This is a genomic window from Lactobacillus juensis (assembly GCF_036246285.1).
In the GTDB taxonomy this organism is placed as follows: domain Bacteria; phylum Bacillota; class Bacilli; order Lactobacillales; family Lactobacillaceae; genus Lactobacillus; species Lactobacillus juensis.
In genome coordinates this window covers 557,265-571,675 of sequence record NZ_BTTS01000001.1, presented here as the reverse complement: position 1 = coordinate 571,675, position 14,411 = coordinate 557,265, and the positions used below count along the sequence as shown (strand labels likewise).

Below are 14,411 nucleotides of genomic sequence, written 5' to 3'. Positions count from 1 at the left end.
AGATTAAATTATTTTTAATTTTTATATGTACATTTTTAAATAAGATGATAAAATACTTAATAATTAATTTTAAGGAGGAAAAAGCAATGAGGCGAATTAGCAATCAGCATATTTCGATTTTGTCACAAATTATTTTGCTGACAATGTATACCTAAGCACTATTTTATTAAAGGAGTACAAATATGGCTGATACAACCAATACTAACAAACTAACAGTAAAAACATTTCTTAACAACATTTTGGCAGGGACTGCAACGGGAATAATCGTAGGTTTGATTCCAAATGCAGTAGTCAGTGCAATTTTAAAACTTTTTGGTCAAAATCCGGTGACGGCATCTATTAACCAGGCATTACTGATTTTTCAATGTGCTACACCTTTGCTAATTGGTGCGTTAATTGCCATCCAATTTAAAATGGTCCCACTGGATGTTGCCATTGTAGGTGCCGCTGCTTATGTTGGTTCTGGTGTTACAAAATTCGTACCACAAATTGTGAACCCTGCTACTAAAGCTCAAGGCGTCTTTGTTTCAGCAGGGACAGGTGATCTCATTAACACCATGATTACAGCTGGCTTAGCTGTGGGGCTTTTATTATTAGTCGGTCAACATTTTGGCTCTGTCAAAATTGTTGCCGCACCGATTATTGTTGGTGGTGGAGCCGGTTGGATTGGCATGCTGATTTTGCCATATGTAAGCAAAATCACCACCTGGCTTGGGTCAGTAATTAATTCCTTTACTAATTTACAGCCAATATTAATGTGTATTTTAATTTCCTGTATGTTTGCAATTTTAATCATTTCACCAATATCCACTGTGGCAATTGGAATGGCTATTCAATTAAATGGTATCTCTGCAGGTGCAGCAGCAATGGGAGTCGCGGCAACGACACTGGTATTGGTCGTTCATTCTTGGCGAACTAATAAATCAGGAGTTACTATTGCAATTGCATTAGGGGCAATGAAGATGATGATGCCCAATCTTTTCAGGCATCCAGTTATTGTTTTACCAACATTAATTACAGCAGCGCTTTCCGCTATTCCAGTGGCTCTATTTCATGTTAGTGGCACGCCGGCTTCTGCAGGCTTCGGTCTCGTTGGCCTAGTGGGCCCTCTAGCATCCTTAGATGCTGGCAAAGCAAGTATTAATATTGTGATGGCGTTGATTGTCTGGATTGTATTCCCAGTTGTAATAGCAATGGCTTGCCGTTTTCTCTTTGAAAAAGTATTTCATGTTTATGATGAAAAGGTAGCCTTTGCCTATCTAGGTGAATAATTGTAATTACTTAAATCTGTCATAAAAACAAATCCTTACTTACACCAATTTATTTTAAACATCAAAAAAACTCGTGAAAAACAAATTTTGTTTTATTCACGAGTTTTTATTTGTAAACTGATTCCTAATTTAAATTAAATTTTTCCCATGCAGTTTCGATTTGATCATAATTTAATGCTGCTGTTTTAGGAAAAAGTAGTTTAGCATCTTTTAGATCTATTTTAGAGCCAACGCCAACCGATAAAGCACCTGACTTGTTGATAGCAGTAATACCTGCAATTGAATCTTCAATGCCTACGCAATCTTGTGATTTAAGATTAATTGCTTCAGCTGCCGCAATAAAAATGTCTGGTGCTGGCTTGCCAGCGGCAACTTTACTGGGATCTGCAATAGCATCAAATGCATCAGTCAATTGTAATTTTTCTAGTATAAATGGACCATTTAAACTAGCAGAAGCCAAAGATAGTTTGACGTTGTTTTTCTTTAGGGATGAAATTAATTCACTAATTCCAGGTAAGACATTTGCGGGAGTTAAACTAGCTAACAAATTGCGGAAAATATTATTTTTTTCAGTGGTCATTTCATTAAATTGTTCTTGTGACACGGAGATATTTAAAAATTTTAAGATTGCCTTTAAAGAATCTGTTCGACTTACACCTTTTGTTTGCTTTTCAAGTTCATCCGGCAATTCAAGGTTAAAATGATTTTTGATTAATTGTCTCCAAGCTTGGAAATGGTATACGGATGTATCTGCAATGACTCCATCTAAATCAAAGAGAACGCCTTTCATTTAAAAACTTCCTTTCACTTGTTACTGGCGTAGTATCAAGTATTTTGTTAATTTGGTTAAAATCTTCGTCTGAAATATTGATAAATGGCAACAGACTATTCAATTCTACCATAGAATTTTCACCAAATTTTTTGAGATTATCGGGATCTTGCAAAAAGTCAAAAACAGTGTTGATTGGTCTTAGCTCTTTAACAAGTTCCGCATCGCTCATTAGTTCTTTTACGGGCATATTGATATTGTAGTATTCAATATAACTTTTTTCAGGCACATAAGAAATTGTAAAATCACCGTTAGTTAATTCCAATGGCAAAGATGATTGCCTGCCGTTAATTTCTACTTTATCCTTCACTCTAGGTAATTTTACGGTTACTCTTTGACCAAAAGGAATGCTTAAGTTGACCTTGATAGTGTGTTGGGCATCAGTTTCAAGTTGGTAAGCCATTTTGAGATCGCCATAAGAACTGTGATAGTGTCCTGAAATCTTTTTAAACCGATAATCAAATTGGGGAGCAAAAAGCACGTTTTGATAGCCATTATTTTGTTTCCTTAAGCCCAAAACTTGTTGATAAACCCACTGCATAATTGTACCGATTGAATAGTGGTTCAGTGAGTTCATTCCTGCGGGATTCATTGAGCCATCAGGCAAGACTGAATTCCAGCGTTCCCAAATAGTGGTGGCACCCAAATTAACTTCATAGAGCCAGCTTGGAAAGTCTTCGTTTAGAAAAATTTGCGTTGCTAATTTATGTTCGCCATTTTCTGACAGAACCTGACAAATAAAGGGCGTTCCAATAAAACCAGTTTGTAAATGATTGTGGTCTTTTTTTAGCCTCTGAACGAGATCGCTAACAACGCGTTTTTTCTGTTCTTCTGGTACTAAATCAAAATGAAGAGCTAATGCATAAGCTGTTTGGGTGTCAATTGCTAGACGGCCATTTTTAGTAATAAACTCGTCTCTAACAGCTTTTCTAATTGCTTGAGCTTGTCGGTCATATTCTTGAGCATCAGTGGTATTACCTAAAATGCGAGCTGCTTGAGCAACAATCCAACTGGAATAAGCGTAATAAATTGAGGCAATATAGTCTTCGTCAGTTTTTCCACTAGGCATAGCTGGGTTTTCACCGTCTAAAGACAGCCAGTCACCGAATTGAAAGCATCCTGTCCAAAGATTCTTGGTCGTGGTCGCTTGACCAATCCAATCTACCCAAGCTTTCATACTAGAATAATTTTGTCTTAAGATAGCCGGATCGGCAGTAGCCTGAAATGCTGTCCAGGGAATAACAGTCGCTGCATCTCCCCAAATTGCTGCACCACCATTGTCATTTCCCATAGCTGGCGCGTACATTGTTAACATGCCCTGATGGGCAGCCTGCTCAATTTTCATGTCTTTAGCATACTTTTTGAAAAAAGGGTATGCATTCATATTTAAAATTGCAGTGCTGGCAAAAATGTCGGCATCACCTGACCAGCCCAGACGCTCGTCTCGTTGCGGACAGTCTGTTGGAACATCAAAGAAGTTGCTTTTTTGACTCCATAAAACATTCTGGAGCAAGCGATTAACCTTGGTATTAGAGGTTTTGATACCACCAGTAATTTCAAGATCAGAATAGATTACCGCGGCTTTATAATCTTCTTTTCTTAATGGCTGAGAATTACCGGAAACTTTGACATAACGGTAACCATAGTAGGTGAAATGTGGTCTGATCCATTTTTGTTCACCGTTTGAAATATAATGAAACGCTGCACGAGCCTGACGAAGATTATCCCTGTAAAAATTGCCGTCTTGGAGTATTTCTCCCGTTTGTAAGTCAATTTCCTTGCCAGCTGATTCGTGATTGTAAAATTCTGGCCAACCAGCATGATTTTGACCGAAATCGAGGACTGTTTCACCTTTAGGAGTACGTATAATTTCTTTAACAGGTAAATATTCTTTTGTTTTTAAGGGCAAGCTTAGACGATCATGCAATATTTCTTTAGAATGCTGCAATATAATTGCAGGCTGCCAATTAGTTATTTTTTTGGTATCGTCAAAGTCCTCTCCATAATAAATAGCTGATTTGGTTATTTTGCCAGCAGAAGTTTGCCATGAGGCGTCGGTGTTTATTATCTGACTACCGCCATCATCATATGCGATATGCAACTCAGCAATAGCCATTTGTTGGTCACCATAGATGCAATTTTGACCGCCGTCAAAACCAAAGTTGCCCTTATACCAACCGTCCCCTAGGGAAATTAAAAGTTCCTGTTGTGATTTTTCATTCAGCATCTCAGTTACGTCATAAGTTTGAATCTGTACTAGTTTGTCATAGGCTGTGACTCCCGGTGCAAGGAACTCATTACCAATTTTTTTCTTATTCAAAAAACCCTCGTAAACACCTAAACCGCTGATATAGAGGCGGGCTTTTACCACCTTTTTGTTTAAAACAAAGGCTTTCTTTAGTAAGGTATTTTGAATGTCTTTATTTTGATTACCAATCCATTCTGCAGTGAAAGGTTCATACATTTTACCAGTTTCAAAGAAGCTATTTTTACTTGTTTGAGTATTATTATCTTTTAGAAAAATTGTTATTTCATAACGGGTTCGGGGCTTTAGCTCCAGTTCTAAGTCAAAATAATTATTGTTGTATTGTTGCCACTGACTATCATAAACAGGTTTATGGGCATTTATTGTTAAACGCTTTTGTACATCACCTGCCTTTTGATTAGTTTCAGCACTGAATTCAATTCTTAAATGATTGTCTAAGTCATAACCAAGAGGTTCGTTATAGTGGTTGACTAAAATATCTTTGATTTTTAACATTGATTTTCCTCTTTATAAATGAGTTTCAAAATGGCCACAGAACGGATCTACTGGGCTTTGCCCGGTAAATTTTTCATGTCCCATCATTTTTTCTAGAAGAGCATCAATTGTGACATCATTGCCTGTATAAGCATTAATGTAAGTTGAAACCATTGGAATATCAAAGAGGTGATAGGGATTGCAAGTAGAAACAAAAACTGTAGGGATGCTCTTCATGAACCAGGGAGCGTCAGCTGCCATTAGATGAATCCAATCAAGTCTGGTTGTGGTCTGATTACTTGCCGTTTCAACGTTAGCCACATAAAAGGCCAGGTCAAATTGATCATTTTCGTATTGCACTCCACCTTCGAAAACTTCTTTAAAATCAAGATTTTTGTGGTCAAAAACAGTAACTTTAAATCCTTTTTCTTCAAGCTTTTCCTTGAATTTAGTGGTTACTTTGCCGCCTTCTTTGAAGCCGCCATCATCGGTATCTCCTAAAACAACTAACCTTACTCGAGGATATTTTTCTGGAGTAATAGGCAAAAGTTTATCGCGGTCTTTAACTAAGGTAACAGATTCTTGTGCTACTTTTTTTGCCATCTTTTTATGTGCAGATAATTTCAAATCAATATCTGGCGATGCAGGTTCGCAAAGATTATTTTCTGTATCCATCACGCCTTGTGCAACTTTAGTGGCAATTATTCTGGTAACAGCTTCGTCGAGTCGAGTCATTGAAATCCTGCCGCTTTTGACTGCATCAGTCACAAACTGATAGTCTTCATCGATATCCTTGTTGAATAAGATCATGTCGATTCCTGCGTTAATGGTGGCGGGTAATGCTTCTGAGCGTGGCAAAATTGCATTGTATCCTATCATTGGCGTGGCATCAGTAATTGTGAGACCGTTAAAATGCAAAACAGTCCGTAAAAGTCCATCAGCTAATAGTTTGGAAGTAGAGGCAGGGCGTAAATCCTTATTTTCAATACCTGGTTGTAAACGGCGTTCCCAGGCTGGTTGCATAATGTGGGCGATCATTATGGCAGGCAAACCATTTTGAATTAAGTGACTATAAATTTGCCCGTATGATTCCATCCATTTGTCAGCAGATAACGAGTTAATTGAACTCAAAAGATGCTGGTCTCGCTCATCAACGCCATCACCAGGGAAGTGCTTTGCTACTGGAATAATATGATTAGCATTAAAACCTTTGATTTGTGCGTCAGACATTCTAATTACACGTTCTTTATTGCTGCCATATGTTCTTACATTCATTATTGGGTTACGAAAGTTTAAATCAAGATCTACAATTGGTGCAAAAGCCATGTTGCCACCGACTTGTTTAGCCTCATAGCCCGATACATAGCCTAAATTATATGCATTCTTTTCGTTGTTGGTAGCAGCAATTTGCAAAGGTCTGCCGAACCAAGTCCCTTCGCTTAATAATCCATTCCCTCCGGCTTCCAAGTTGGCAGCAACAAAAAGGGGAGTTTGACTTGCTTTCTGCGAAACTGCTATTTCACGATGCAATTTTTGAGCTTTATCAGGACGGTACATAATCCCGCCAGGTTGATATTTCTGAATAAATTTAGTTAAGTCTTTTTTATCTTCATCTTCACCAATAACAAAGAAAAGTTGTCCTATTTTAGCAGCAAGTGACATATTATTTACTTTATTTTTTACAAAATTAATCTTTGCAGCTGTTATGTTGTAAGGACTTTGAGTTAAATCCGTCATCTTTTCCTCCCAAATTTTGAAATGTCTTGCTTTGTTCTTCATTTTAACTTAATGTAAAAAAGTAAACTATTGTTAAATTACATGATAATACTGTCTATTTCACAGAATTTAAGTCACTGATTAAAAGGGATCAAAAATGCATGAAAAAATAATTCAAATGTTACGCCAGAATAATGGCTTTCGTGATTGGGAAACTTTATTGGCTAACCTAAAATCGCAAAATGATTCAATTAAAGTTGTCGGTACTATCAATAGTGATCCGATCTATGAATTTTATGATACATATTCAGATAACTTTGTTTTAAACAGTAGTTCTATTACTATTTCTGTTCAACCTGTAAAATCATATATTCCTTTTCATGTTCACGATTATGTAGAAATTAACATACCTTTAGTGGGTAATTGTGTCGTAGTAACTGAGCATGAGCGTATTAAAGTTAATCAGGATAATATGATTTTTGTCGGTTACAAAACACCCCACAAAGTAGAACCAATTGGTAAAAATGATGTGGTTTTAAACATTGAATTACGCACTTCCGCTTTTTCTCTTAATGAACTTGATTTTTTACAATCAAAGGGAAAGGGGATTTCGATTTCCAATTTACTTTTTTCTTTGTTGTCAGATGAAGATTACGGTGAAGGGCGATATAGTTTGTTTGAAGTTGATCATGACCCTAAAATAACTGCAATTATTTATGACATTATTGATGAATATTATGGTGCCCGGGTGCAATCAGACCAGATCATTAAATTAGAAATGCTAACTATGTTTTCCTTGCTGATCCGAAAAACTTATTATCGTGAGGCTCAAGTCACAGACTCAAAAAAGAAAAACAATAATTTGCTTTCCTTGTTACTTTATATTGAGAAAAATTATTCTGATATCACATTGGAACAGATGGCACAGCATTTTGGCTTTAATCCAAATTATCTATCAGATTATTTAAAAAATGAAACCGGATTGTCATTTATTAAACTAGTTCAGTTACAAAGGGTGAATGTCGCTGCAAAATACTTAACCTACACTAAGGCTTCAATCGAAAAAATTGCTAGCAGAGTAGGATATGAAAATGCGTCCTATTTTTATAAAATTTTCAGACATTACTTTGGTATTTCTCCAGCAAAATACCGTTCTAATACCAGATAAGGGATTTTTTTCGTGTTTTCTTTTTTCGTTAAAATCTGTGAAATCAACATAGATTGTCTAGCTTTTGCATATTGTTCGCTTATTTCAATGAACATATACTTTAAGAAATGAAAGCGAATTAATAGGATAGGAGCGTAGAAAATGAAAAATTTTCAAAAATGGCTGGAAAAATATCTGGTCCCGTTTTCAAATAAATTAGGACAAAATAAGGTCCTGCAAAGTATATCTTCCGGCATGGTAATGACATTACCAGTCACTATTGGTGCCTCGGTGTTCTCAATATTTGCCAGCTTTCCAATCAAACCTGTGGCAGGTTGGTTTGCTAAGGTAGGAATAACCCCGTCAATGTCTGCCATTGTTAATGGTACGATGAACATTTTGGCTGTTTTTATAGCTTTTACCATTGCTTATAATTATGCCAAAAGCTGCAAGCAAAACGGAATTGTCGCTGGTTTGTTCGGCTTGGCCAGCTTTTTCGTGCTGATGCCGCAAACTGTTCCCGGTAAAAAGCCTGTTAATGCTTTTCAAATGACCTATTTGGGTAGCGAAGGCATAATTGTGGCAATTATTTTATCAATTTTAATTGGTGTATTTTATGTAAAATTAAGCAAGAATAAGAAACTAACTATTAAACTGCCAGATTCAGTTCCAAGTATGGTCAGTTCGTCAATTGAGCCACTAATAATTGGCATAATCATATTTATTGCTGTCTTTATCGTTAGGGCAATATTTGATTTTTCTCCGTTTAATAACGTATTTGACTTTATTAATAAGTTAATAACAGCACCGTTAATGCACGTCGGTGGTTCACCGTTAACTTTAATCTTGGTTTTTGCTCTCTCAAATATCTTATTTACGTTTGGTATTCATCCGGCTGCTATTCAATCAGTAATTATTCCTTTAGTAATCTCAATGATGGTGGGTAGCACGCCTGCCTTTCAAGCTGGAAAAAGAATTCCTTATTTGAATAACCTGGTAGTCTTTGCTTTTGCTAATAATGATGCAGCTGGAGCAACGCTTAGTTTGGTTTTAATGGGTTTGATATTAAGTAAGTCCAAGCGGTACAAGGAATTTTTTAAGGTTTCTGCTTTGCCAAATCTGTTCAATATTAATGAACCCATTATCTTTGGTATGCCAATCGTTTTAAACCCACTGATGTTTGTACCCTTTGTTTTATCAACCTTTGTTTCCGGTGGTATTGGTTTGTTAGCCGTAAAGATTGGTTTTATTACCAATTACAATCCCAGTTTAGGAATGGGAATGCCATGGACAATGCCTAAAATAATTGCTGATACAATGATTATGGGTTGGCAAGGGGCAGTAGTTTGGTTAATTAACTTTTTATTGATGTTTATGATTTATCTGCCATTCTTTAAGGTTGTAGATAAGCAGGCATTTGAAGAGGAGAATAAGTAAATATGGGTAATAAAATTCATCTTCAAGATGACTTTCCTGAAAATTTTCTCTGGGGAGCCAGTACTTCGGCTTTCCAGGTTGAAGGCGCCGCAAATGAAGATGGGAAGGGAATGTCAATTGCTGATTTAAGATCTAAAAAAAGCAAATTTTTAGATACTTCTGTTTCTGTTGATCATTATCATCATGTTGAAGAAGATGTTGCTTTAATGGCAAAGCTCGGATTGAAAAGCTATCGCTTTTCAATCTCGTGGTCGCGAATTTTTCCTCATGGCAATGACAAAAAACCGAATCAAAAAGGAATTGCTTTTTATAATAAACTGATTAATTTACTAATCAAAAATCAAATTGAACCCATTGTAACAATGTTTCACTTTGATTGCCCCATTTCTTTAGTGGAGCAGTATGGTGGTTGGGCTAATCGTAAAGCCATTAATGATTTTTATAACTATGCTAAAACGCTCTTTAATGAATTTGGAGATAGAGTTAAATATTGGTTAACGATTAATGAACAATCTTTGCTAGCTAATGTACCTGAAATGAATGGCATTAAAGATGAGAATTTGCGCCATTTAAGGGAAAAAGGTGAAAATTCTAATTACAATATGTTTTTAGCTCAGGCAAAAGTATATAGGCTTTGTCATAATATGTTTCCTAACTCAATGATTGGGCCAGCAGTATCCTATATGACTAATTTTCCTTATGATCATACTTCTAAAAATGCACTCAAAAGTAAGAACATGGAAGATTTAATCTCATTTATTGATATGGACGTGGCTTTAAGGGGAGAACTACCAAGTTACTATTTACGGTACTTGAAGGACAACAACATAACCCTTGATTACCATGAAGGGGATGCAGATATTTTAAAAAACGGTCGTGCTAATTTTTTAGGATTAAATTGGTATTCAACGTCAGTATTTAAGCTGAGCAATGAAGAAAGCCCTAAAATGCTTGCCGGCGTCATCTCCAATGTAGAAAAAGTAACAGATGACCGACTGATGAACTCTGAATGGGACTTTTCTTATGACCCTGTCGGTTTGCGTTTTGCTTTGCAAAAAGTCAATGATCGTTATCCCGATATTCCAATTATTATTACCGAATGCGGCTGGCCAGAACGTGACCAATTGGAAAACGGTCAGGTGCATGACCAAAAACGGATTAAATATCTCAATGGTCACATTTTTGAATTACGTGAAGCTATTAAAGACGGAGTTAATGTCATTTCTTTTAACCCATGGTCATTTTTAGATTTGTTAAGTGTTAACGATGGAATGGACAAGCGTTACGGCTTGGTTTATGTTAACAGGAACAATCAGTCAATGCTTGATATGAAGAGATATCCAAAGGATAGTTTCTACTTTTATCAAAAAGTAATTGCTACGAACGGAAAAAATGTGACCAAAATGGAAATTGATGAGTAGACTTTGATTGTAATTTGATAAAAAGTTTTTTAAACAATATTTGAATCACGTCGAAGAGAGTTACGACAATCTAATTATTTTGCATAACAATAAAAGGACTTCAAAAGAATGAAATTAAAGTCCTTTTTATAGTTTGAAAAGCAATTAAATTACATAACGAATAAAAAGCATTAAAATGCTTTCATCAAAAAAATAATTCTCAATAAAGTTTACTAATGCTTACGAATGTAAACATTTTGCAACAATAACAATTATAATAAATAATTTCGATAAATATGCTTTTCAGCGATTAAATAACTAAAAAAAGCCCCAATTTTTGCCTAAAAAAAGGTATAATTTGAAATGAATTGAAGGGAGTTTTTTTACAAATGATGTGTGATAATTTGTTTTTCAAAATTTTGTGGGTAGTCGTTTACGCTATTACCGCTTATTATACCTTTACCGGCAATATGATGATGGGGATGTACTGGATGGCAGGCGGTATGCTGGCACAAGCAGTAGTTGACCTTGTCTATCATTTTTGGCCAAATCGTAAAAAGTGCTAGAAAAGCAGCTTCTATTATATGAAGCTGCTTTTTACTCGTCGTTTTCTTTTAAAAAACTCTGAATAATTCTTTCTCTCATAGTTAGAAAGACCTGATTATGACCAGTAGGGTGAATACGATTGGTTAAAAGAATTAAGCCAGACTTTTTTACGCGGTCAAGAAGCATAAGAACACCAGTGAAGCCAGTATGCAGAATCAGGGGATAATGCAACTGAGGGTCAAAGCGTAAGTCCCAGCCCCATGAGCGTGGTTTGACACCCGCCGGATTTTTATTATCGAATAACATTGCGACAATTTCTTGACTGAAGGGCAGAATGTGTTTATCCAAGCCCAAGTAACCTTTGCTTAATTTAACCAAGTCATTCATTGTGGAGAAAAGCCCTGCTGAACCGCAATCACTGCCAAGCTGGCGTGCTTTAGGATCGTGCGGTTCACCTTGCAAAACTTTCCCCTGGTAAACAGCGGTGGGCACACATAAGTTCTTAGGGGGATTGAATGTCGTGTTTTTTAAACCCGAAGGCTCAATTATTAATTTTTGACCAACTTCTTGAACTGGTTGATCAAATATTTTTTTAACAACCAACCCCAACAAGATAAAATTAGTATCGGCATAGCGCATTTTATGTCCAAACTCGTCTGTGACAGGTAAATGAATGATGGCGTTGATTAATTCGTCGTGGGATAATTGATCACGCTTTTCAATCCAGCCACGGATTCCGCTGGTGTGGGTAAGCAGATGAAAAAGGCGGACACGTTCATCTTTAAATTCGGGAATAAAGTCGTGCAGTGGTTCAGTAAAATTGAGCTGTCCATCTTGATATAATTTAAGCAAAATATTTTCAGTAATAATTACTTTGGTCAGACTGGCTAAATCATAAATAGCAAAGGGGCTAAGTTGAGTAACTGTCGGATAGGTACTTGCAAAGCCGACGGTTGAAGTGAAAACTTGGTCATTTTTAAAAAAAGCATAGTTTACGCCCGGTACAATGCGTTCCATAACCATTGATTCAATTAAATTTTGGGTGTTTGAGTAGTCAATCATAAAATCTGTCTTTCAGTTAATATTTCTAATTATATTATATACAATTCGTTGGTTTATTTTTCCAAATAAGTGCGAATGAAATTTTAAATGTTAAAAAATAGATTTAATGGTAAATTTTATGTAATCGCTTGCATAAATTGATTTCTAATGTTAAATTTAATTTTGTAAAATAAAAGAACTTTTATTTGACGTGTTACTGGTAATGCAGGCAAGATCAAATGTATGTAATTAATAACCGAGATGGACGGTTTTATTTACGTATGTTTGGTCTTTTTTATTTAAATAAAAGAAGGAAAATTATGGATAATCATAAGATCGCGCTACAAATCATAGATGGAGTGGGCGGAAAAGAAAATGTCTCTGGTTTAACGCATTGTTTTACCAGATTGAGATTTGTTTTAAAGGATGAAAGTAAAGCAAGCAAAGGCAAAGTTTCCAGTATAGAGGGAGTGATTCAGGTTGTAGAGGCCAGTGGTCAGTTTCAAGTCGTTTTAGGTAATAAAGTGGAAGCAATTTATGATGAAATCATGCCATTGCTTGAAAGTACCGCTACGGAAGATGATGAGCAAGACAAAAAAGTTGGTATTGGTACAAAGATTTTAAACGTTGTAACTGCCATTTTTACGCCAACTATTCCGGCCATTGCCGCTTCGGGAATGTTAAAGGGTATTTTGGCTGTTGCAGCATTAATTGGCTTAAATGTCTACCACGTTGATATAAAGACATTTAATACTTATATTATTTTGAATGCTGCGTCGGATGCTCTATTCTATTTTATGCCAGTGATTTTGGCTAGATCGGCTGCTAAAGTTTTTAAAACAAATGAATACATAGCTATGACTCTGGGAGCAACGCTATGTTATCCCACTTTGGTAGAGTTGATGACGGGAAACAAAGCAGTAACGTTGTTTGGGATCGGAATTACCAAAGCAAATTATGTTTCCTCGGTTGTTCCCATCATAATAGCGGTTTTTGTACTGGCATACGTTGAAAAATTTGTTAAAAAAATAATGCCGGATGTGCTCAAAATTATTATGGTACCAACTTTGTCTTTACTTATTATGGTACCGGCCACTTTAATGATTTTCGGTCCAATTGGTATTTATATTGGTAACGCAGTTAACTGGGCATACCACTATATCATGAATTTAAGTCCAATTTTGTTGGGTGCCTTTGTTGGTGGTATTTGGTGTGTACTGGTTATTTTTGGTGCTCACAGAGCAATTATTCCGATTGGTATAAACGATGTTGCTAAAACGGGACGGCAAAACCTGCTTGCCTTTGCTGGTGCAGCAAACTTTTCACAAGCTGGTGCGGCTTTGGGAGTTTTCTTCAAAACTAAAAATAAAAATCTGAAAACTGTGGCAGCTTCAGCTACAGTGACTGCATTGTTTGGTATTACCGAACCGGCTATTTATGGTGCTAACTTGCGTCTGAAAAAGCCTATGGTTTATGCAGTAATTAGTGGTGCTTTAGGCGGTGCCTTAATGGGCTGGGGAGGCTCTTATGGGAATGCTTTTGCCAATCAAGGTGTCTTGACAATTCCCGTATATGCTTCTGCCGGAACTAAAGCTTTCATTTGTTACATTTTGGGTTGCTTAATTGCCTTTGGTGGAGCTTGCATTTTAACAGTTATATTAGGTTTTAATGATTTACCTAGTGATGAAGTTCCTGTAAAAAAGAGTAGTCCAAAGACGGACCAAATTGAGGATAATCAGGAAGAAAATCCTGCTAAAACCATTGATGAAGATTTAGTTGCAGATGACTGCGACTTATCTGTAAATTCTCCTGTTGAAGGTAAAACGATACCTCTAACTCAGGTTTCAGATGATGTCTTTGCATCCGGAGTTTTGGGTAAAGGTATTGCAGTTCAACCTACTTCAGGAAAAATTTTAGCTCCTGCAGATGCCACAGTCAGCATGATATATCCGACTTTACATGCAATTGGTTTAATATTAGACAGTGGAATTGAAATGATGATCCATATTGGCATCGACACTGTTAAACTAAATGGAAAGTATTTTGAAAAGCACGTTCAAGATGGAGATCATGTCAAGAAGGGGCAACTGCTAGTTTCATTTGACATGCAAAAGATTGAGCAGGCAGGTTATGACTTAACCACAACCGTTGTAGTGACTAATTCGAAAAACTATGCAGCCATTGGTTCGACAAATAAGGATAACGTCACTAATAACGATCAGTTGTTATACCTGTTATCGAAATCATAATCTCGAAATCTAAGATATGATTATTAGAGGAGTAA

General features: G+C 36.2%; 10 protein-coding genes. 6 read left to right on the top strand and 4 right to left on the bottom strand.

Features of this window, described 5'->3' with window-relative positions; genetic code table 11:
• Positions 1-182: 182 nt before the first annotated feature.
• Complete coding sequence (locus AAA926_RS02550; protein ID WP_338211749.1) at positions 183-1,271, top strand: PTS sugar transporter subunit IIC; 1,089 nt, start codon at positions 183-185, stop codon at positions 1,269-1,271.
• 124 nt (positions 1,272-1,395) lie between these two features.
• On the opposite strand, the gene pgmB is transcribed toward AAA926_RS02550, so the two are convergent.
• The 3 genes from pgmB to AAA926_RS02535 are packed head-to-tail and all read right to left on the bottom strand — an operon-like array spanning position 1,396 to position 6,577.
• Entirely contained in the window at positions 1,396-2,061 is a 666-nt protein-coding gene (gene pgmB, locus AAA926_RS02545) for a beta-phosphoglucomutase (RefSeq protein ID WP_338211748.1), read from the bottom strand.
• On the bottom strand, positions 2,042-4,861 hold the full coding sequence (locus tag AAA926_RS02540; protein WP_338211747.1) for an alpha-L-rhamnosidase: 2,820 nt from the start codon (positions 4,859-4,861) through the stop codon (positions 2,042-2,044). The genes pgmB and AAA926_RS02540 overlap by 20 nt, the downstream gene beginning before the upstream one ends.
• 12 nt (positions 4,862-4,873) lie before the next feature.
• A complete protein-coding gene (locus AAA926_RS02535) occupies positions 4,874-6,577 on the bottom strand; it encodes a glycoside hydrolase family 3 protein (protein WP_338211746.1) in 1,704 nt (567 codons plus the stop codon).
• Between the two features lie 136 nt (positions 6,578-6,713).
• On the opposite strand from AAA926_RS02535, the gene AAA926_RS02530 reads away from it, so the two are divergent.
• The 4 genes from AAA926_RS02530 (at position 6,714) to AAA926_RS02515 (ending at position 11,106) form a co-directional block, all read left to right on the top strand.
• The gene (locus tag AAA926_RS02530; protein WP_198179447.1) at positions 6,714-7,724 is read left to right on the top strand and encodes an AraC family transcriptional regulator; all 1,011 of its coding nucleotides are present in this window, start codon (positions 6,714-6,716) and stop codon (positions 7,722-7,724) included.
• Between the two features lie 141 nt (positions 7,725-7,865).
• Entirely contained in the window at positions 7,866-9,140 is a 1,275-nt protein-coding gene (locus tag AAA926_RS02525; protein ID WP_198179445.1) for a PTS sugar transporter subunit IIC, read from the top strand.
• Between the two features lie 2 nt (positions 9,141-9,142).
• Positions 9,143-10,561, top strand: coding sequence for a glycoside hydrolase family 1 protein (locus tag AAA926_RS02520; protein ID WP_338211745.1), 1,419 nt, complete (start codon positions 9,143-9,145; stop codon positions 10,559-10,561).
• Between the two features lie 368 nt (positions 10,562-10,929).
• Positions 10,930-11,106: a hypothetical protein gene (locus AAA926_RS02515; RefSeq protein ID WP_162833769.1), complete on the top strand. Its 177-nt coding sequence runs from the start codon at positions 10,930-10,932 to the stop codon at positions 11,104-11,106.
• Positions 11,107-11,137: 31 nt separating this feature from the next.
• Here the strand turns inward: AAA926_RS02515 and AAA926_RS02510 are convergent, their stop codons facing one another.
• A complete protein-coding gene (locus tag AAA926_RS02510) occupies positions 11,138-12,148 on the bottom strand; it encodes a serine hydrolase domain-containing protein (protein ID WP_338211744.1) in 1,011 nt (336 codons plus the stop codon).
• A gap of 299 nt (positions 12,149-12,447) precedes the next feature.
• Here AAA926_RS02510 and AAA926_RS02505 point away from each other — a divergent pair, with 299 nt between their 5' ends.
• Positions 12,448-14,376 (top strand): beta-glucoside-specific PTS transporter subunit IIABC, encoded by a 1,929-nt coding sequence (locus AAA926_RS02505; protein WP_338211743.1) that lies wholly within the window; start codon positions 12,448-12,450, stop codon positions 14,374-14,376.
• The last annotated feature ends 35 nt before the right edge of the window (positions 14,377-14,411 follow it).

What these genes read in the sequence shown, in the direction of transcription:
- AAA926_RS02550 (WP_338211749.1), top strand. Translation starts at nt 183, where the DNA reads ATGGCTGATACAACCAATACTAACAAACTAACAGTAAAAACATTTCTT.
- AAA926_RS02530 (WP_198179447.1), top strand. Translation starts at nt 6,714, where the DNA reads ATGCATGAAAAAATAATTCAAATGTTACGCCAGAATAATGGCTTTCGT.
- AAA926_RS02510 (WP_338211744.1), bottom strand. Translation starts at nt 12,148, where the DNA reads ATGATTGACTACTCAAACACCCAAAATTTAATTGAATCAATGGTTATG.
- AAA926_RS02515 (WP_162833769.1), top strand. Translation starts at nt 10,930, where the DNA reads ATGATGTGTGATAATTTGTTTTTCAAAATTTTGTGGGTAGTCGTTTAC.
- AAA926_RS02540 (WP_338211747.1), bottom strand. Translation starts at nt 4,861, where the DNA reads ATGTTAAAAATCAAAGATATTTTAGTCAACCACTATAACGAACCTCTT.
- AAA926_RS02505 (WP_338211743.1), top strand. Translation starts at nt 12,448, where the DNA reads ATGGATAATCATAAGATCGCGCTACAAATCATAGATGGAGTGGGCGGA.
- AAA926_RS02525 (WP_198179445.1), top strand. Translation starts at nt 7,866, where the DNA reads ATGAAAAATTTTCAAAAATGGCTGGAAAAATATCTGGTCCCGTTTTCA.
- AAA926_RS02520 (WP_338211745.1), top strand. Translation starts at nt 9,143, where the DNA reads ATGGGTAATAAAATTCATCTTCAAGATGACTTTCCTGAAAATTTTCTC.
- pgmB (WP_338211748.1), bottom strand. Translation starts at nt 2,061, where the DNA reads ATGAAAGGCGTTCTCTTTGATTTAGATGGAGTCATTGCAGATACATCC.
- AAA926_RS02535 (WP_338211746.1), bottom strand. Translation starts at nt 6,577, where the DNA reads ATGACGGATTTAACTCAAAGTCCTTACAACATAACAGCTGCAAAGATT.